Annotated in this window: 15 protein-coding genes, 2 pseudogenes and 1 riboswitch; of the genes and pseudogenes, 12 read left to right on the top strand and 5 right to left on the bottom strand. The window is 40.3% G+C overall.

What is annotated here, in order from left to right; genetic code table 11:
• The first annotated feature begins 84 nt into the window (after positions 1 to 84).
• Positions 85 to 184: riboswitch (glycine riboswitch) on the top strand.
• A 138-nt stretch (positions 185 to 322) separates the two neighbouring features.
• Genes gcvT through gcvP form a run of 3 tightly spaced genes read left to right on the top strand, consistent with a single transcriptional unit; the run spans position 323 to position 4,616 of the window.
• Positions 323 to 1,441, top strand: a complete 1,119-nt coding sequence (gene gcvT, locus ABD915_RS06065) for a glycine cleavage system aminomethyltransferase GcvT (RefSeq protein ID WP_345116566.1) — start codon at positions 323 to 325, stop codon at positions 1,439 to 1,441.
• 5 nt (positions 1,442 to 1,446) lie between these two features.
• Positions 1,447 to 1,815, top strand: a complete 369-nt coding sequence (gene gcvH, locus ABD915_RS06060) for a glycine cleavage system protein GcvH (RefSeq protein ID WP_345116563.1) — start codon at positions 1,447 to 1,449, stop codon at positions 1,813 to 1,815.
• Between the two features lie 5 nt (positions 1,816 to 1,820).
• Complete coding sequence (gene gcvP, locus ABD915_RS06055; protein WP_345116601.1) at positions 1,821 to 4,616, top strand: aminomethyl-transferring glycine dehydrogenase; 2,796 nt, start codon at positions 1,821 to 1,823, stop codon at positions 4,614 to 4,616.
• A gap of 290 nt (positions 4,617 to 4,906) precedes the next feature.
• Here the strand turns inward: gcvP and alr are convergent, their stop codons facing one another.
• A complete protein-coding gene (gene alr / locus ABD915_RS06050) occupies positions 4,907 to 6,034 on the bottom strand; it encodes an alanine racemase (RefSeq protein WP_345116560.1) in 1,128 nt (375 codons plus the stop codon).
• Between the two features lie 856 nt (positions 6,035 to 6,890).
• Between alr and ABD915_RS06045 the strand changes: the two genes are divergently transcribed.
• From ABD915_RS06045 to ABD915_RS06020, 6 genes and pseudogenes are all read left to right on the top strand, one after another.
• Positions 6,891 to 7,181, top strand: a complete 291-nt coding sequence (locus ABD915_RS06045; protein ID WP_345116557.1) for a hypothetical protein — start codon at positions 6,891 to 6,893, stop codon at positions 7,179 to 7,181.
• Positions 7,178 to 7,357, top strand: coding sequence for a hypothetical protein (locus tag ABD915_RS06040; protein ID WP_345116554.1), 180 nt, complete (start codon positions 7,178 to 7,180; stop codon positions 7,355 to 7,357). Before ABD915_RS06045 ends, ABD915_RS06040 begins: the two co-directional genes overlap by 4 nt.
• A gap of 607 nt (positions 7,358 to 7,964) precedes the next feature.
• Entirely contained in the window at positions 7,965 to 8,795 is an 831-nt protein-coding gene (locus tag ABD915_RS06035; RefSeq protein WP_345116551.1) for a ferredoxin--NADP reductase, read from the top strand.
• Positions 8,788 to 8,913 (top strand): hypothetical protein, encoded by a 126-nt coding sequence (locus tag ABD915_RS10290; protein WP_425548191.1) that lies wholly within the window; start codon positions 8,788 to 8,790, stop codon positions 8,911 to 8,913. The genes ABD915_RS06035 and ABD915_RS10290 overlap by 8 nt, the downstream gene beginning before the upstream one ends.
• 140 nt (positions 8,914 to 9,053) lie before the next feature.
• Positions 9,054 to 9,244: pseudogene (locus ABD915_RS06025) on the top strand (ferredoxin--NADP reductase); the annotation flags it as partial.
• A 32-nt stretch (positions 9,245 to 9,276) separates the two neighbouring features.
• Positions 9,277 to 9,470 (top strand): annotated as a pseudogene (locus ABD915_RS06020) (ferredoxin--NADP reductase); the annotation flags it as partial.
• Here the strand turns inward: ABD915_RS06020 and eda are convergent.
• Positions 9,440 to 10,105 (bottom strand): bifunctional 4-hydroxy-2-oxoglutarate aldolase/2-dehydro-3-deoxy-phosphogluconate aldolase, encoded by a 666-nt coding sequence (gene eda / locus ABD915_RS06015; RefSeq protein WP_345116548.1) that lies wholly within the window; start codon positions 10,103 to 10,105, stop codon positions 9,440 to 9,442. The pseudogene ABD915_RS06020 and the gene eda overlap by 31 nt on opposite strands.
• Positions 10,106 to 10,218: 113 nt before the next feature.
• On the opposite strand from eda, the gene trhO reads away from it, so the two are divergent.
• The 3 genes from trhO to ABD915_RS06000 all read left to right on the top strand — a co-directional run bounded on the left by trhO (position 10,219) and on the right by ABD915_RS06000 (position 14,030).
• Positions 10,219 to 11,136, top strand: a complete 918-nt coding sequence (trhO, locus tag ABD915_RS06010; protein WP_345116546.1) for an oxygen-dependent tRNA uridine(34) hydroxylase TrhO — start codon at positions 10,219 to 10,221, stop codon at positions 11,134 to 11,136.
• A gap of 1,132 nt (positions 11,137 to 12,268) precedes the next feature.
• Positions 12,269 to 13,402 carry a type III PLP-dependent enzyme gene (locus ABD915_RS06005; protein WP_345116543.1) on the top strand — a complete coding sequence of 378 codons (1,134 nt, stop codon included), beginning with the start codon at positions 12,269 to 12,271 and terminating at the stop codon, positions 13,400 to 13,402.
• A 43-nt stretch (positions 13,403 to 13,445) separates the two neighbouring features.
• Entirely contained in the window at positions 13,446 to 14,030 is a 585-nt protein-coding gene (locus ABD915_RS06000) for a GNAT family N-acetyltransferase (protein ID WP_345116540.1), read from the top strand.
• 1,176 nt (positions 14,031 to 15,206) lie between these two features.
• Here the strand turns inward: ABD915_RS06000 and ABD915_RS05995 are convergent.
• The 3 genes from ABD915_RS05995 to ABD915_RS05985 all read right to left on the bottom strand — a co-directional run bounded on the left by ABD915_RS05995 (position 15,207) and on the right by ABD915_RS05985 (position 18,440).
• On the bottom strand, positions 15,207 to 16,778 hold the full coding sequence (locus ABD915_RS05995) for a DHA2 family efflux MFS transporter permease subunit (protein WP_345116537.1): 1,572 nt from the start codon (positions 16,776 to 16,778) through the stop codon (positions 15,207 to 15,209).
• A gap of 31 nt (positions 16,779 to 16,809) precedes the next feature.
• Entirely contained in the window at positions 16,810 to 17,895 is a 1,086-nt protein-coding gene (locus ABD915_RS05990; RefSeq protein ID WP_345116534.1) for an HlyD family secretion protein, read from the bottom strand.
• 143 nt (positions 17,896 to 18,038) lie between these two features.
• On the bottom strand, positions 18,039 to 18,440 hold the full coding sequence (locus ABD915_RS05985) for a Fur family transcriptional regulator (protein WP_345116532.1): 402 nt from the start codon (positions 18,438 to 18,440) through the stop codon (positions 18,039 to 18,041).
• Positions 18,441 to 18,722: the final 282 nt, after the last annotated feature.

Below are 18,722 nucleotides of genomic sequence, written 5' to 3'. Positions count from 1 at the left end.
GGCACTATAATCATTTTGCTGATGACAGTATGAAAAAGATAGTCTATAGACGACGTATGTCGGAAAGAGCGTTATCGTTTCTTTCATTCTTTTGCGGGAGAGAGCAGACTGCAAACTTTCGCACCTGCCGCCGAAGGGGAAAATAGCCCATAATCTCTCAGGCTCTAAGGACCGTAAAAGGATAAAGGCAGGTCTGGAAAGTCGGGATGATCCGCGCCGAAGGTGTAAGCGAAAGCTCTTTTCGCGAGTCTCTCAGGTTTGTGACAGAAGGGTGCAGAAACGGCCATATCCTGTGGGCGGTGAGTGCGACTTTGGAGATATTATGGGCACACTACAAGAATTCGGAACATCTTCTTTAAAAATACTTCCCTTACATGAGCTGCATGAAAAAGCTGGAGCAAAATTTGGTGCTTTCGCAGGTTGGAACATGCCTTTGACCTACCCTCTTGGGGTTTTGAAAGAGCATCTTCATACGCGTGCGCATGCAGGTCTTTTTGATATTTCTCATATGAAATTGATTGCCGTTGAAGGACCACAAGCAGTAGAATTTTTATCATATGCTCTCCCTGTGGATGCTGCATTGTTAAAGATTGGTCACTCACGCTATAATTATTTGCTTAATGAACAGGCTGGTATTCTTGATGATCTTATCATTACCCGTTTGGCAGAATGCCGTTTTATGCTGGTCGCGAATGCTGGCAATGCGCAAGCTGATCTTGCTGAACTTCAAAAGCGTGCTGTTGGTTTTGATTGTCAAGTGATTGCTCTTGAGAGGGTGTTGCTTGCTCTTCAAGGTCCACAAGCAGCAGCAGTTTTGGCTGATGCAGGTTTACCTGGTAATGAGCTGTTGTTTATGCAAGGATTCGAACCACAAAAAGATTGGTTCATAACGCGGTCTGGTTATACGGGAGAAGATGGTTTTGAAATTGCTCTCCCTATAGGGCATGCACATACATTGGCTGAAAAATTGTTGAGCGATCCTCGTGTTGCGTGGGTTGGTCTTGCTGCGCGCGATAGTCTTCGATTGGAAGCAGGGTTGTGTTTGCATGGCAATGATATTACGCCTGATACTACGCCCATTGAAGCAGCATTGACATGGGCTGTTCCCAAAACTGTTCGAGAAAAAGCGCAATTCTACGGGGCAAAAGCTTTTCTTGAAGCTCTTGAGAAAGGTCCTTCTCGTTGTCGCGTTGGTTTAAAACCACAAACGCGCCAACCTATTCGTGCAGGGGCAGTGCTTCTCGATGATAAAGGTCATCAGATCGGGGTGGTAACGTCGGGCGGTTTTGGTCCTTCTTTTGATAGTCCTGTCGCGATGGGATATGTTCCTGTGGGTTGGAAAATGGAAGGAACAGAAGTTTTTACGGAGCTACGTGGCAAAAAGATTGCACTGTCTGTCCATTCGCTTCCTTTTGTTGAACAACGTTATTTTAAAGGATAATTTTTATGTCTAAAACTTATTTTACACAAGATCATGAGTGGCTCAGTGTTGATGGAGAAGTGGTTACTGTTGGAATCACAAATTATGCTCAAGAGCAGTTAGGAGATTTGGTTTTTGTTGATTTGCCGCAAAGTGGAACACAGCTTTCTAAAGGAGATGCTGCTGCTGTCGTGGAATCGGTAAAAGCGGCTTCCGATGTTTATGCACCTCTTGATGGTGAAGTGGTTGAAATTAACGAAGCTTTAGCAAATAGTCCTGAACTGGTAAACCAGAAAGCCGAAAAAGAAGGTTGGCTATGGAAAATGAAGTTACAGGATGAAACGCAACTTGAAGGGTTGCTGGATGAGGCTGCTTACAAAGCACTGATTGGATGAGTGCTATGTTAGAGCGTCAATTTTTTTCTCGCCATATTGGGCTTCGTCCCGATGAAACACAAAAAATGCTTGATGTTTTAGAGCTGGATTGTGTTGATACACTCGTTTCTCAGGCTGTTCCGCACTCTATCCATTTGGGGCGTTCGCTTAATCTCCCAAAGGCAGCTAGCGAAGGGCAAGCCTTGGAAGAACTCTCTAAGATGATGGGGCGTAACCATGTGCATAAAAGTTTTATTGGGCAGGGGTATCATGGAACAGATGTGCCTCCCGTTATTTTGCGCAACCTTTTTGAAAATCCTGCTTGGTATACTGCTTATACACCCTATCAAGCAGAGATTAGCCAAGGTCGTTTAGAGCTTTTGTTCTATTTTCAGACATTGGTAAGTGAACTCACTGGTTTGCCGGTTGCGGCTGCTTCACTTCTTGATGAAGCAACAGCTTTAGCTGAAGCAAATGCGGTGGCTGTGCGCTTTGCACGTGAGAAAAAAACAAAGATTTCTGTTCAAAGCCTTTTGCATCCTCAGACGTTGCGTGTTGCACAAACGCGTGCTGAAACGCAAGCTATTCATATTAGCGAAAAGAGTGAAATTTGTTCTGATACAGCAGCAATTGTTTTGTCTTGGCCTGATACTAAAGGCTCTTTTAATGATTACAGCGAAGTTATTCAGGAAGCAAAGGCAAAGGGAGCGCTGGTGATCGTTGTTGCCGATCCTTTAGCGCTTACCCTTATGGAACCACCAGCTCAGTGGGGGGCTGATATTGTCGTTGGCTCTATGCAGCGTTATGGGGTCCCAATGGGGTTTGGTGGTCCTCATGCTGGTTATCTCGCGGTAAGCGAGGCTTTAACGCGTCTTATTCCAGGGCGTATTGTTGGTCAATCGGTTGATACGAAAGGACGCACTGGTTTTCGCTTAGCATTGCAAACACGTGAACAACATATTCGGCGCGATAAAGCAACGTCGAACATTTGTACAGCGCAGGCTCTGTTAGCAAATATGGCAACGGCTTATGCTGTTTGGCATGGACCGCAAGGCTTGCAGGCAATTGCGCAGCGGATTCATCATTTAACATGTCGTTTTGTTGCTGGTTTAGAAGCCGCAGGGGTTCATGTTGAAGGGGAAAACTTTTTTGATTGTGTGAGTATTTTTGTTAAGGGGAGAGCTCAAGAGATTGCTAACCAAGCGAAAATGGGGGGGCGTCTTGTCCGTATTCTTGATGATGACACGATTGCGATCAATTTTGATGAATTGTCAACGCAAGAAGATGCTGGTGCTTTGGCAAAGCTTTTTGGTGCGCAATTGGTTGATCAGGTTTCTTCACGCCTTTTTGGTAAAGGACGGGATGATGCTTTCCTTTCACAGCCCTTTTTTCATGCCGTTCATTCAGAGACAGACATGATGCGCTTTTTGCGTCGTTTGTCAGATAAGGATTTGGCATTAGATCGGGCAATGATCCCTCTTGGTTCTTGTACGATGAAACTGAATGCAGCAGCTGAGTTGATGCCTGTGAGTTGGTCTACGGTAGCCAATATACACCCCTTTGTTCCGAAAGAGGATGCTGTGGGTTATCAAGAAATGATCAATCAGTTAAATGCATGGTTGTGTGAAATTACAGGATTTGCGCAAGTTTCTTTCCAGCCAAACTCTGGTGCTCAAGGAGAATATGCGGGGCTTTTGGCAATCCGTCGATATCATCAATCACGTGGGCAACATCAACGTACACTTTGCCTTATTCCCGCATCGGCACATGGTACCAATCCAGCTTCAGCTCATATGGCGGGGATGGAAGTTGTGGTGGTAAAGTGCTTGAGCGATGGCGATGTTGATATTGATGATCTCAAAATGAAAGCGCAATTGCATAAAGACAAGTTAGCGGCTCTCATGATCACTTATCCTTCAACCCATGGGGTTTATGAGGAAAGTATTAAGGAAATTTGCTCTGCTATCCATGAAAATGGGGGACAAGTTTATTTTGATGGGGCTAATTTGAATGCGCTTGTTGGGCTTGCACGTCCGGCGGATATTGGAGCGGATGTTTGTCATATGAACCTTCATAAAACATTTGCCATTCCCCATGGTGGTGGCGGTCCTGGTGTTGGTCCGATTGGAGTGGCAGAGCATCTTAGGCCATTTTTACCAGGCCATGAACAAGAGGGATCATCCTATGCGGTTTCAGCTGCGCCTTATGGAAGTGCCTCTATTCTTGTTATTACATGGATGTATATTCGAATGATGGGGGCTGATGGTTTGAAATATGCGACACAAACAGCAATCCTGAATGCCAATTATATTGCTGCACGTCTTTCAAAGGCTTATTCCATTCTTTATCGGGGTAAACATGGGCGTGTGGCGCATGAGTGTATTGTGGATACTCGCGTGCTAAAAGAGCAATATGGGGTGAGTGTTGATGATATTGCAAAACGTTTGATTGATTACGGTTTTCATGCGCCGACGATGTCTTTTCCTGTTCCTGGGACTTTGATGATTGAGCCAACGGAATCAGAGCCAAAAGAAGAGATTGATCGTTTTTGTGATGCGTTGCTCTCTATTGCTGAAGAAGCTAAAAAGGTTGCTGAAGGGGTTTGGCCAAAAGATGATAATCCATTGGTCAATGCACCGCATACATTGGTTGATACAGTAGATGATGCTTGGGAACGACCTTATTCACGACAAGAGGCTGCTTTTCCCAATTGTTCTCTTGATCCAGCGAATAAATATTGGCCTCCTGTTTCGCGCATTGATAATGTTGCAGGAGACAGAACACTTATTTGTTCTTGTCCACCATTGGGGAATACATACTAAATTTATTGGTTTGCATTGATGAAAAAAAGCCCGCATATTTTGTGCGGGCTTTTTTGTCATCTCTTATGAATTATATTGTTTTTTTGGTTTTCGTTTTCTTTGTGACAGTCTTAAAATAAATTGATGATTTCTATTGTCATTGTTCGTTTAAGCATTTTTATGAAAATATTGATGAATAGAGTGTTGGCTATGAAGTGCTGATGCACATAGTACAGAGGTGGTTGTTATAAGATATTTTATAAGAAAGCTGATAAGTTCCCTTTTGAAGATGATAATTTTCATCACTTTGTTTAGTGGTTTTCAATGTAAATACGTTTATAGCGGTCTCCTAGAGACGTAAGAATTTCATTAGGAATGGTATTGGCGTCTGTGGACACTTTTTCAAGGGTTTGATGGGGGCCAATGAGTTCTACCCAGTCACCTCTTTGAGGTTTTTCATCAAGATCGGTAGCATCAACTATGATAGAATCCATAGAAATGCGTCCAGCGATAGGAAGTTTTTGCCCATTGAAATAAACCGCACCTTTATTTGAAAGAATGCGTGGCAAACCATCAGCATAGCCGATAGAAATGGTTGCAAGAGTACTTGGTTTGCGAGTAATGAAGGTTCCCCCATAACCAACAGGTGCTCCTGCATCAACAGAGCGGCTTTGAAGGACTTGGACTTCAAGTTTTACAACAGGTTTAAGAGGTGTTGAATGTTTGCCATGCGGATTAACACCATAAAGTGCAATGCCAGGGCGAACAAGATCAAAATAAAAATCTTGTCCAAGAAAAATGCCCCCAGAATTGGCAAATGAGACTTTACAGCTAGGCAATTGCTTAAGTATTTGCTTGAAAGTAGTTAATTGTATATCATTAGATGGATGAGAGGACTCTTCTCCATTTGCAAGGTGACTGAGAATATATCTTATTTCTGCTTTTTCAAAAATCGTAGGTTGTTTGATGAGTTTTTGTAATTCTTGTTTATCAAGTCCTAAGCGGTTCATACTGGTATCGATTTGAATAATTGCGGGAAATTTTTTATCCTTTTTTTGGCAAAGTGTTTGCCAGTCTTCGATAACAGACCAAGAGTTTAGAACAGGAATAATTCCTTCTTGAGCTATAAGTTCTTCTGTATTGTGTGGAATTCCATTCAGAAGAGCAATCATGACATTTTCTGGTAAAATGGTTTTGAGATGAAGTGCTTCTTCGATTTTGGCAACAAAAAAAGTGCGACAACCAGCCTGATAAAGCGCAGGGGCAATTTTATCAGCACCTAACCCATAAGCATTGGCTTTTACAACCGCTGAACATTGCGTTGGGGCAACACGTTTAGCTAAAGTTATATAATTTGCAACAATAGCACGCACGTCGATGGTCGCTATAGCTGTAGCAGGAAATAATGCATTTTTTTCATCATTAACGTATTTGTTCATTTAAAAAATTCTCTTAAGTCAGCGAGATACGAAGTTCCCTTTGGTTATTTTATATAATTTTCTATGATATATGAAAAGGATGCGTATACTGTTTGTTATTGTTAAAATCGTGAGCAGTTCATACTGAATTATGTGTCATCAAAGCAATCTTTTAAGGTAAATAACTTATTTTAGCATAATCACTAGAATACCTTACCACCTCTTTGTATTTTTATGAACGCGTAATTTACTGACAGTGGGTAAGGTATAGACTTTTGCATTTTACTGAACTCTCTTTGTTAAAGCCTATTAAAAAATAAAAGCGAATCTGTAGTGTTGTATCGTTTTTCATAGTGAAATCAAAAAAATCTTTTGTATCAATAGTGAATTAAAGTTCTTTGGGGTGATTGATGATAGAATGTGATTTTAATAAAATTAATTTTATCTGTAATAAATTAAGGGGGGGATTATAGAATCAGAAAAATATTATTATTCTTGTATTGTTTTTAGGTGAGTTCGCCAAGTTATGCTGTTGTTGCGGGTGGGGTTGTTGCTATCCGACATACATGGCCTGCTTATTTTAGAGTTTAATAAATTCTCTTTCTGCCAACAGATCTGTAGTGATGGCGGAGATGCTTCCAAGTTACTATTGGGCAAATCAGTTTTACTTTAAAAATGGAGATGCTGGATATATTGGTTTATAAAATAGGAGAGGAATTTATTTCTTTAACGACTCGATTTGAAAGGCCGTAGGCTGGAAAAGTGGTCAATGTCGTTTATTGCCGATCATGAAGGTTCAGGAGTGTAATGTCGCAGCAAAATACCGTGGAAGACGGGGAATCAACATAAATTAGATGTTTTAAAGGACGGCAATCTGGTGACCGGTATCATAACAGATTTGATGGATGGTACAAAAAAGATTGTAGGGGTTGTTGAAATTCCAAAGACGCTCGGTAAATTTTATGCTTCTCTTGGCTTTGTTGAAGAATATTCTCAATGGAATAAGCAATTTTCCTCTGGTTTTGTGATGGGTGTGCAAAGTTCAATCTTTAGAACTCCTATAGGTGATAATACAGTCAAAGCAAGGCATCAAATACTTTACGGAAGTTGCAAGGATCCTTATATAGTTCAAGCTGTTTATAATATGATGTTTGCATCAACACTGTGAGCAATCTCGGAGGGATACCGCCGCCTCATGCAGCTGAAGTTATTCTTGTTAATGGGAAAGATTTAAGTGCACAAACCATTTCTGATGCGTTAAAAGCTGTTGATTTGATCGTTATTTGTTCCAAAGATGGTTATTGGGGTATCCAATATTTCCTTCTCACAGCTTCATCCGTTTAAAGGCAAATCAATCTTTGTTGATCACCGTGCTGGTTACAGTTCATCCCTTCATGTCAATGATAGTGTGACGAAAGTTAATTAAGGGGACATAAATAATGTATATGTCTGATGGTCATTACTGGAAAATTATAGAAACGCAGTAAAACCAGTTATTGATCCGCTTTCATACCACTAACATTTGTATTTTCCATAAGAGGGCAAGCATAAATTGAGCGGTATTAGTGTAAGTGATTTTGTGATTGAGAATTTATTCTGAAACACTTTCTCTTGCTTTAATAAATATACGAATGATAGCGGGTATTCTGTGTTGTGTTGAATGTTGTCCAATTGCTATTTTTTGCCATGGATTTGATTGTGTTTGAGTCGATTTTTATGAATATTATACTCATTAACAGATCTTTTAAAAATGCCTGTGTTGCATTTTCTTTTTTTCATCGACAATGATAATGCAATGTGATGCTTTGTGTGTTTTTTCTTTGCAACTAATTTTGATACAAAAGTGTTAATCTCATGATTTGTATCTTAAGAAAAATATTGGCAGATAGTGATGCACGTATTATACCACTTTGAAGAGTTACAGGTTGAATGAAGAGAAGGGAAAAGTTTTATGAATACGTCTGCTACTCATGTTCAGTCAAACATCAGCGGCGTTGCGTCAAGCTTTCCTATCCCTGAAAATGCGTTCGCGCTTACCGTGCAGGAAGTTTATCATTATACAGACCGTTTGTTTAAATTTCGCTTGAATCGTCCAGAAAGTTTTCGTTTTCGTTCTGGTGAATTTGTTATGATTGGTTTGCCAAATGCAGAAAAAGCAATTTATCGTGCTTATTCGATTGCAAGTCCATTTTGGGATGAACAGCTTGAGTTTTTTTCGATCAAAGTTCCAGGGGGACCATTAACCGAACATCTCCAAAAAATCAAAATTGGTGATACGGTTTTGATGCGGAAAAAGTCTACTGGAACATTGGTTCTTGATGCTTTGGTTCCTGGAAAGCGCCTTTATCTTCTTTCAACGGGAACAGGTGTTGCTCCTTTTGCAAGCCTTATTCGAGATCCTGAAACTTATGAAAAATTTTCTCAAGTGGTACTTATTCAAACAACGCGCGAGAGAGATGAGCTTGCTTATGCAAAAGAGCTTGTTGTATCTTTAAAAGATGATCCGCTTATTGGTGAGTATGCACAGCGGTTGCAATTTTATCCCATGACTACGCGTGAACATTCAGAACATATGGGGCGCATTACGACCGTCATGGAGAGTGGTGCTTTTTTTGAAACTACTGGTTTGCCGAAAATTCATCCTGATGAAGATCGGGTGATGATTTGTGGCTCAATGGCAATGCTAAAGGACTGCGCAAGGATGTGCGAAGCTTTTGGGCTTGTTGAGGGGGCAAATAATGCACCCGCTACTTATGTTGTAGAGCGCGCCTTTGTTGGATGAGAGAATTTTTGCTGCTGTTTTTTTGGGGGGGCATGGTCTGTTTTTTGAAACTGCTGGTTTTCCGAAAATTCATCCTGATGAAGATCGGGTGATGATTTGTGGCTCAATGGCACTCTAGGGGCAATATATAAGGACTGCACAAGGCTATGCGAAGCTTTTGGGTTTGTTGAGGGGGCAAATAATGCACCGGCACCTTATGTTGTAGAGCGCGCCTTTGTTGGATGAGAGAATTTTTGCTGCTGTTTTTTTGGGGGGCATGGTCTGTTTTTTGAAACTGCTGGTTTTCCGAAAATTCATCCTGATGAAGATCGGGTGATGATTTGTGGCTCAATGGCACTCTAGGGGCAATATATAAGGACTGCGCAAGGCTATGCGAAGCTTTTGGGTTTGTTGAGGGGGCAAATAATGCACCGGCACCTTATGTTGTAGAGCGCGCCTTTGTTGGATGAGAGAGTTTTTTCTGCTGTTTTTTTGGGGGGGGCATGGTCTGTTTTTTGAAACTGCTGGTTTTCCGAAAATTCATCCTGATGAAGATCGGGTGATGATTTGTGGCTCAATGGCACTCTAGGGGCAATATATAAGGACTGCGCAAGGCTGTGCGAAGCTTTTGGGCTTGTTGAGGGGGCAAATAATGCCCCCGCACCTTATGTTGTAGAGCGCGCCTTTGTTGGATGAGGGAGCAGTTGTGATGCGGCATGTGCTAATGCACTTATCGCATCCCAGTTGTTTGCCGCGATAAGCTGTTTAGGGGCTATCCAAGAACCACCTACGCAAAATACGTTGGGAAGTTGAAGCCATTGTACGGCATTTTTTTCTGAAATGCCTCCTGTAGGACAGAACTGAATTTCAGGAAAAGGGGATGATAAAGCTTGCACAAAAGCGATTCCACCAGCTGCTTCAGCGGGAAAAAATTTAAGATATGAATAGCCTTTTTCCAGTGCTTTTATACATTCACTTGGTGTAACAACAGCGGGGAGGAGGGGAATTTCGCTGTTTGTTGCACAATCAATTAATTCATTTGATAATCCAGGGCTAATAATGAATTTTGCTCCTGCTTGTTCAGCTTGTTCGTAGTGCGCACTGTTGAGAATTGTTCCTGCTCCGACAATTAATTCAGGTAGTTCTTGTGTAATTCTTTTAATTGCATCGAGTGCATTTTCTGTTCGCAATGTAACCTCAATTATTTTTACCCCCCCTTTGGCAAGGGCGCGTGCTAAAGGCACTGCGCTATGCGGATTATCAATGAGCAAAACAGGTATGACGGTTTGTTTCTGGAGAAGGGATAAAAGGCTCTCTATTTTTTGGCACATGGTGTTCTTTCTTGAGGAGATGATATTGTTCGTAGAGTTTGATTAAGCACAATATCCTAAAGAGTAGATGAATAGGTCTTGAAATTGAACGAAACGCGCGTTATGGCAATATTATGGAAAAGAATTTTAAAGTTGTTGCTCTTTATTGCTTTGCAGATTTGAAGCATTATCATCAATTACAGAAACCTTTGCGTGATTTATGTCAGGCACAGGGTATCAAAGGTACTCTTCTTTTAGCAAAAGAGGGAATTAATGGAACAGTTGCGGGTTCTTGCGCAGCGATTGAGGTGCTGGTCAATTTTATTACAGATGAACCAGCATTTCAAACACCGGAGATTAAATATTCTTGGGCGTCAAAAATGCCTTTTCATCGCATGAAAGTGCGCTTGAAAAAAGAGATTGTAACAATGGGGGTTGAGAGTGTTGATCCGTTAAAGGTTGTTGGCACTTATGTCGAACCTGAAGATTGGAATGCTCTTATTCAAGATGAAGAGACAATTCTCATTGATACGCGTAACGATTATGAATATGCGCTTGGGAGCTTTCAAGGAGCGATTGATCCGCGTATTAAAACATTTCGGGAATTTCCTGAATGGGTGCAAAAGCACGAAGCTGATTTAAAAAAGAAAAAGAAGGTTGCTATGTTTTGCACAGGTGGCATTCGGTGTGAGAAGTCAACAGCTTATGTACGTGAGCTTGGTTATGATCAAGTTTATCATTTGAAAGGTGGCATCCTCAAATATTTGGAAACAATTCCAAAAGAAAAGAGTTTGTGGTGGGGCGAATGCTTTGTTTTTGATGAGCGTGTTTCTGTTGGGCATGGTCTTGAAGAATGCGGACGTGAATTATGTCGTGCATGTCGTTCCCCTCTTAATGCTGAAAGCAAATTATCGCCTCATTATGAAGAAGGTGTCTCATGTGATGCTTGTTATAGTACGCGAAGTGAAGCGGATAGGCAGCGTTTTCGCGAACGTCATAAGCAGTTCCAATTATTAAAATCGCGTGCGCTTCAGTCTCATCCAGAAGCCTAATGACATCTTAACTTTAGGACTTAAAGCCTTTGTTTTTTCTGTTGTTACGAGAGGAAACTTCAGAGTTAGCAGGAAACTATTTTATACGGCTGGGTTTAGCTCGTTTTTTATAAAACAACCAATTGATTTGTAAGTATAAATAAGAATTGGGTTTTGTGATCAGATATTCTTGATATTGTCGTATTGGGTTATTTCAAACATTCCTAATTCTCAAATCAGTAGAGTTCGTTTATTGATAGCTTGATAGCAGGGCGTATAATTTGAAAGGCTGTGTCATGAAGAGATGAAATATGCAATTCATGAAGCTGTTTAAAATGAATGAGCTACACTGGGGGTAAGATAATGATGGTGTTGGCTTATGACATTCATGAATATAAAGATGGCGGGTATTCTCAGTAGATTTTACGTTACACTTTCCATGAAGTGATGTTGGGAGATGAAATGAGAAAGTTTCCGCAAAGAGATTCCTTTTAAAGAAGATTATAGAATAATCAGCACCATAACTTAGGATTTTAGGGCTTAGGATTTTTGCTGTAAAATGGTGTTTTTTGTGAAGGTTGCTATTTTCTTAAAAGGGATAATGTGGCTTATCAGTTGGGGGAAGTGTTGTTTTTTTGCAATTAATTTGTCTTTAAAACTTAAAAAATATTTAAAATAAAAAAAATGATTGAAATGAATAAGAGTTAGTTCTATATGGATCCTTGCCCAAAGTCGCACGTGCCTGTGGGTGTCCGCTGGTTCTCAAATGGTGAGATTAACCGGTACGGTACCTGGAACTAACCGCTCCAGTCATTCTTACGGCCAATCGAAAGAATGAGGACATCTTGAAGCAACGACGGTGCGGGCCTTTCTGGTGTCTTCCAGTGTAAATGCTGGGATAACTATAGAGGCACACCTCATTGCCTTCAGTGCGGAAGTGGTTTTCTCAACTCCAATCAAAAAGGCAGATAGATAAAGTAGAACAACGCGGTTTCTGCGCTGTTTTTCATTGCATGCAATGTTAGTTACTTCTTGTTTATTAAAATAATCAGAGTGCTAAGAGTGGTTGTATGTGTTTTGTCCTTTGGTTATTGGCGGCTCTATGTTGTCCAAGTATAGAGTAGGGATGTTGTTTCCCTGGGAGAATTGGTAGATGACGACACAACGTATTCGCGATTTTCTTGCAACACATCACTGTGAAGGTCCATGCTTAATTGTTGATCTTGATGTTGTCCGTGAAAATTATTTAAATTTTGAAAAAGCTCTTCCGCAATCTCGTATTTTCTATGCAATAAAAGCGAATCCAGCACCTGAAATTTTAAGCTTACTTGCTTCTTTAGGATCCTCTTTTGATGCGGCGTCTGTAGCAGAAATTGAAATGGCTTTAAAAGCAGGGGCAACGCCGGAGCGTATTTCGTTTGGAAATACTATTAAAAAAGAGCGTGATATTGCACATGCATATGCATTGGGTATTTCACTTTATGCGGTTGATTGTGTTGAAGAAGTGGAAAAGATTGCTCGTGCTGCCCCAGGATCTCGTGTGTTTTGTCGGGTTCTTACTGATGGAAAAGGCGCAGAGTGGCCTTTGTCGCGTAAATTTGGTTGTATTCCTGCTATGGCGGTTGATGTGTTGCGTCATGCGCATCAATTAGGTTTGCAAGCGCATGGTGTTTCCTTTCATGTCGGATCGCAGCAAACAGATCTTAGCGCATGGGAGCGTGCTTTGTCAGATGCTGCGATAGTTTTTCGCCGTTTGGAGCAAGAAGGAATTTCGTTGAAGTTGGTGAATATGGGAGGCGGATTTCCAACACGTTATTTGAAGGATGTTCCTACGGCACAAGCTTATGGTACAGCTATCTTTGATTCATTGAAAAAATATTTTGGTAATCGTATTCCTGAAACAATCATTGAACCAGGGCGTGGGATGGTTGGTAATGCTGGTGTTATTCGTACAGAAGTTGTTCTTATATCCAAAAAAGCAGACAATGATAATGTCCGATGGGTTTATCTTGATGTCGGGAAGTTTAATGGTCTTACTGAGACTATGGATGAAGCTATTCGCTATCCTATTGAAACTCCCCATGATAATGAGGCAATGGAGCCTTGTATTTTGGCGGGGCCAACATGCGATTCGGCAGATGTTCTCTATGAAAAAACACCTTATCCGTTGCCTTTATCTCTCACAGTGGGGGATGCGTTATTAATTCATGGAACCGGTGCTTACACCGCAACTTACGCATCTGTTGCATTTAATGGTTTTGAGCCTTTGCGATCTTATGTGATCTGAGTTTTTTTATGATATATAAGATGTAGTAGGGTGTGTGATAAAGATGAATATGATGAATTTTCAGACAAAAGATGGTTCGCATTTTATGCTCGCATCTGAGCAAGAGTCCGATATACTTTATCGGGAGCGTTTGCTTGATTTGGCTATGGGAAAAGGACGTAAACGTAAATCATCAGAGTTCTTACGTCGTGGACGATTGGCTGCGTGCGGGCTTTCCTTTGTTGTCAAAAATGCGCTTGGAGAGTTGATAGGCAGTGTGCGTCTTTGGCATGTTCAGTTTAATAAAGGGCAAAATGAGACACAGCATGCTTTGCTTTTGGGGCCTCTGGCTGTTTCTGCTAAATATTCTGGTATGGGAATAGGGTCAGTTTTGGTGCTACATGCAATTGAAACAGCAAAAAAATTGGGTCACGGAGCTATCTTGCTTGTCGGTGATTCAGGGTTTTATCAGCGGTTTGGTTTTTCGAATAGTTTGACAAAAGATTTGGCGATGCCTGGTCCTTATGAAAAACATCGTTTTCAAGCGCTGGAATTAATTCCAGAATACCTTACTTCGTGTCATGGTATTTTGGCACCGAGTGGCAAATTACAAAATTGGAACCGTGTTCAGAGTCATAAAGTGGCTTAAGGATTTTGTTTGTTTTTCTTTTGGTAAAGGTCTTTAGAATTTTAAGTGTTATTTTTTGCTAATGGCATTTTATTCTCAGTAAGTATAAGGCTTTTAGGAAACTTTATATAACAACATGTTCTTTTATTATCTTGAATTTGTTCTCTTTGATAATTTCGGTTCATCCTCTTAGGAGACTAGCAATTTTGCATCGTTTTAAATGGTTTTTGTAAAACCATTGGAGTCGTTTTGTTGTTTGGTTGTGGAATAAACTTTTGATAAGAGATTACTGTAGGATAGAGTTGCTGTATCAAAATCTGTTTTGGAATGGTGATATATTATATAAGTAAGCGTTCTAAAAGTTTTTGACTCTTTTTGTAACCAAACTGCTTAAAAGATAGATTTAAACTTTCCAATATTTAAAAAACAAAATCAGCTATGGGTAAGTAAAGTAAAGATACGCTTTAATGATTTCTATTGCTAAGGTGTTTGTGTGTGAATGAAAGGTGGTTTACCCCATTATTAATGCTTGAACAAGCTTATGGATGCTCTGCACGCGCTGCATCACTCAAACTTTAGTATGGAATAATTTCTGTGGAGGATCTTGCTGATTTCACAAAGTAAGAATACAGGGGGAAGTGGAAATCGGTGATAAGCTAATCGATTTCAGCGTTTATTTTGTAAGAGAAGCATTTTGAAAAATCTCTGCACCACTTTTGGCGTATGTTGGAAAGACAAGAAGAGGGGGAAGAGATATTTTTTGAGCAAAGCAAAATTTTATAAAGGCGTCTGGCTTTTGGGGCGCTAAATAAGGAGATTAATTTCGCAAGTGTAGTAGTCTTTCTCCAACAGCAATAATGCTATCAAAACATTCATTATGAAGAAGTACCAACTTTCAATTCCCATTTTTAGGTCGGCTATAGATACAGAAATCAAACTAACTCTAACGAGAATGGTTGCTTTATCTGAATTTGTTAGGCGAATAGAATAAGTCTCTCGTTTAGTTTGTATTAAGACCGCATAAGTATCCATTTATGATAAATAACCGTTACAAGTACGCAAATATTCTGCATCTCATAGAGTACGTGGGGTGAGAGCTGTCATTCAGAGTGGATTCTTGTGTGTTTAAATATAGTCACAGGTTATGTGTAGAGCACTCAATAGAAAAAACATTCTCTTGTAATTTATAACTTTAATTTAGTGGCTTGGAGGAGCATCGGTGAGGGGTGGTATTTTTTTGAGAAAAACAGTCATGAACGTTAATACAACAAAGATGATAGTTATTATAAAGAAAATGTCGCTAAAAGCCATAACCATTGCTTGTATACGTACCATATTAAACAGTTGGAAGAGAGCAAGAGCATGTGGATCAAAAGTTGCAGAGTTAAAGTACATGGCAAGGTTTGAAAGTAGTTCAGTTGCTTGGTGGTTTCCTTGTTGGACAGTCTCGGCTATTCGTGCATAGTGGAGGTCTGTGCGTTGTGTCATAAGAGTGCTAATAATAGCAAGTCCCACAGCGCCACCAAGATTACGTGTGAGATTAAAAAGTCCGGAGGCATTTTGCATCCGTTCTGGTGGGAGTGATCCCAAAGCAATGTTATTAACAGGAACCATACACAACATCACAGAAGCGCCGCGGAAAACTTGAGGCCAAAAGAGCTCCCAAAATCCCCAATCGTTTGTAATAGAGCTTGCCATCCAAGTTCCTAATGCAAAGCCAAAAAGCCCCAGCGCCATCATCAAACGTGCATCAATTCGTGCTGAAAGAAATCCAGCAAGGGGCGCGGTTAATAACATGACAAAGCCTGAAAGAAATAACGCTTCTCCGATCATAAGGGCATCATAATGGCGAATTTGACTCAAATAGACAGGATAAAGGTATGTGAGTCCATAAAGACCTATACCAAGCATGAAAGAAAAAACTGCTGCAGTCGAAAAATTGAAATTGGAAAAAGCTGAGAGATCAACAATTGGTTCCTTGGCAGTCAAAGCGCGCCAGAAGAATAAAGCGGCAGATAAGATCATGAGAATGAACAAATTTAGAATCAAATTGTCATTGAGCCAGTCATGGCGCGCGCCTTCTTCTAAAATATACTCTAAAGTCCCTAGGAAGATTGCCATAGAAATAAGACCAGACCAGTCAAATTTAGCCATTAAAGAGAGATCAGCTTTGTCAAAATCAATCAATTTCCAAGATAAAATTGAGATAATAATCCCGAAGGGCACATTAATGAGAAAGAGCCAATGCCATGATGAAATATGACAGACATAACCTCCAACCGTTGGACCAATGGTGGGCGCTAATGTTGCGACCAGTCCAACGATAGGAGTAACAATTGGGCGTTTGGAAGGAGGAAAAAGTACATAAGAGGCGACAAAAACACTAGGGATAATACCGCCACCAATAAAACCTTGGAGTGCGCGGTACACAATCATTTCTTCAATAGATGTTGCTGTTGCACAAAGAACAGAGGTAATCGTAAACCCGATAGCTGATATGGTAAAGAAGACGCGTGTTGAAAGCAATCTCCCCAAGAAACCAGAAAGAGGTAACATGATGACTTCAGCGATGAGATAGGAGGTTTGAACCCATGAAATTTCTTCAGAACTTGCTGAAAGACCAGCTTGAATTTCAGCTAAAGAGGAGGAGACGATTTGGATATCCAAAATAGCCATGAACATGCCAAAGGCCATAGCAATGAAAACTACGATTTTGTGGATTTCTATGCGCTCTTGAGAGTGGGTGGACTCTGTCGTGGGAGATGTCATAGCAAGATCATTTTTTCTGTTATAAGAGGTTTTAATTTTGCGGTTTTGTACGTGTATCAATTTCTACTGAAACACTCATTCCTGCTCTGATATGCCCGGTTTTTAATGCTTCTTCTGGAATAGAGATACGGACTGGAATACGTTGAACAATTTTAGTGAAGTTACCAGTGGCATTTTGTGGGGGCAACAGAGAAAAAACAGCTCCTGTTGCAGGTGCAATAGAAAGCACTGTTCCTGCAAACACCTCTTTTTTGAATGCATCAACAGCAATATAAGCCGTTTGTCCAGCATGAATATTTTGCAACTGTGTTTCTTTATAGTTCGCTTCAATATAAAGTGCATGGATGGGAACTAACGCCGCAAGACGTTGGCCATTCATAACAAAGTCCCCTGTTTTGGCTGTTAAATTTCCAATAATTCCATCAAATGGAGCACGTATATTGGTCGAATCAAGATCACGTTGTGCTTTTTCACGCGAGAGTTCTAAGCTCTTTGTTTGGCTTTCAATTTCGTTGCGTTGTGCTTCTAGCACTTGAATATTGGCTCGCGCTGCGGCTATTTGGGCCTTCGCACGATTAACATTGGCAATGGCTTGTTCGTGGTTTGATTGAGCATTGTCAACATCGGATTGAGAAACATAACGATTCGCTTTTAGTTCTGTGGTGCGTTTTAAGGTTAGTTGTGCATTGGTTGCTACGGCTGAAGCAGCGGCTTTTTGTGCTATCGCCTCATCTAAAGCACTGTGAGCAGCTGTAATTTGTGCGTCAATACGCAGAAGGGTTTTTTGTTGCGTATTGAGACGGGCTTGTGTCTGCTCCAAGGCTATTTTATAATCACCTTTATCTAAGTGGAATAAGACATCGTCTTTTTTGACAATTTGGTTAGCTTTGATAGCAATTTTCTCAATATATCCACTTAATTTAGGCGCAATGGCAGCTATATCTCCTTGTACATAGGCATCATCTGTGGTGAGCATATAACGCCAATGTGTTAGCCATTTGTAACCAAACCAAAGCATAAAAAGCGCACAAACGATAAGAAGAGCACTGATTATTTTTTTCTGTTTTATTCTTTTAAAGCGCATGTATGTTGAAACAGTTGTTTCAGATGTGGACATGGATTTTATACTTTCAATTCAACATATACAAAAATAAACTCATCACTGAACAGGAGGGCAATATGCGCAGAAAAAGCGATAAGAGTTTTTCAAGCAATGAATAAAACGCGAATCATAATGCTAAACGTATAAACTTGCAAGTATTAAGAGTATTGCTTTATTGCACATTTTTTGCAAATACCTCGTACTTCAACTGTACTTTTATGGGCTTGAAAACCAATTACTTGAGTCATTTGTTTAATGCCGTGTATAATTGCTTGATCTTGTATTTCGTTTACTTTGCCGCAGCTATCGCAAATTGTAAAAGTTGTTAACTCATGTTGACAATTTTCAGGATGTGAACAAGCCATGAAAGCATTTACACTTTCAAGGCGATGAATGTGTTTTAATTGCACAAGTCTTTCTAGTGCACGGTAAACTTGTAAAGGGGCGCGGAGTCCTTCTTCGCGTAAGCGATCAAGAATTGCATAGGCACTCAAGGGTCCTTGTTCATTTTTTAGAATGTTTAGAACCAACGTTTGATTGCGCGTAAGCTTAGATGGCATGGTTCCCTTCCTTTTTGCAACATGAAGAAACATAAATCGTCTAAGGTATTTGTGCAATGGTGATTATGAAGCACACGCTATGCTTATGATCGAAGTTGTTTTACATTTAAATAAAACATTTTTATGCTGTAAGATTTATTTTTTACGCGCTGTGATTGCAATTTAAAATAAAATGATTTAATTTAAACAAATGTGAGAAAATGATATTGACTCTTTTGTTTGAAGGGTTGTATATACGCGGTGTGACGAGGGCAGTTATCTGTTAGCGACGGTTAGTTTTGC

It is taken from the genome of Bartonella jaculi, from assembly GCF_039543045.1.
GTDB lineage: Bacteria > Pseudomonadota > Alphaproteobacteria > Rhizobiales > Rhizobiaceae > Bartonella > Bartonella jaculi.
The sequence above is the reverse complement of the archived record's forward strand: the minus strand, read 5'-3'. Positions and strand labels throughout refer to the sequence as shown.

What these genes read in the sequence shown, in the direction of transcription:
- gcvT (WP_345116566.1), top strand. Translation starts at nt 323, where the DNA reads ATGGGCACACTACAAGAATTCGGAACATCTTCTTTAAAAATACTTCCC.
- gcvH (WP_345116563.1), top strand. Translation starts at nt 1,447, where the DNA reads ATGTCTAAAACTTATTTTACACAAGATCATGAGTGGCTCAGTGTTGAT.
- gcvP (WP_345116601.1), top strand. Translation starts at nt 1,821, where the DNA reads ATGTTAGAGCGTCAATTTTTTTCTCGCCATATTGGGCTTCGTCCCGAT.
- alr (WP_345116560.1), bottom strand. Translation starts at nt 6,034, where the DNA reads ATGAACAAATACGTTAATGATGAAAAAAATGCATTATTTCCTGCTACA.
- ABD915_RS06035 (WP_345116551.1), top strand. Translation starts at nt 7,965, where the DNA reads ATGAATACGTCTGCTACTCATGTTCAGTCAAACATCAGCGGCGTTGCG.
- eda (WP_345116548.1), bottom strand. Translation starts at nt 10,105, where the DNA reads ATGTGCCAAAAAATAGAGAGCCTTTTATCCCTTCTCCAGAAACAAACC.
- trhO (WP_345116546.1), top strand. Translation starts at nt 10,219, where the DNA reads ATGGAAAAGAATTTTAAAGTTGTTGCTCTTTATTGCTTTGCAGATTTG.
- ABD915_RS06005 (WP_345116543.1), top strand. Translation starts at nt 12,269, where the DNA reads ATGACGACACAACGTATTCGCGATTTTCTTGCAACACATCACTGTGAA.
- ABD915_RS06000 (WP_345116540.1), top strand. Translation starts at nt 13,446, where the DNA reads ATGAATATGATGAATTTTCAGACAAAAGATGGTTCGCATTTTATGCTC.
- ABD915_RS05995 (WP_345116537.1), bottom strand. Translation starts at nt 16,778, where the DNA reads ATGACATCTCCCACGACAGAGTCCACCCACTCTCAAGAGCGCATAGAA.
- ABD915_RS05990 (WP_345116534.1), bottom strand. Translation starts at nt 17,895, where the DNA reads ATGTCCACATCTGAAACAACTGTTTCAACATACATGCGCTTTAAAAGA.
- ABD915_RS05985 (WP_345116532.1), bottom strand. Translation starts at nt 18,440, where the DNA reads ATGCCATCTAAGCTTACGCGCAATCAAACGTTGGTTCTAAACATTCTA.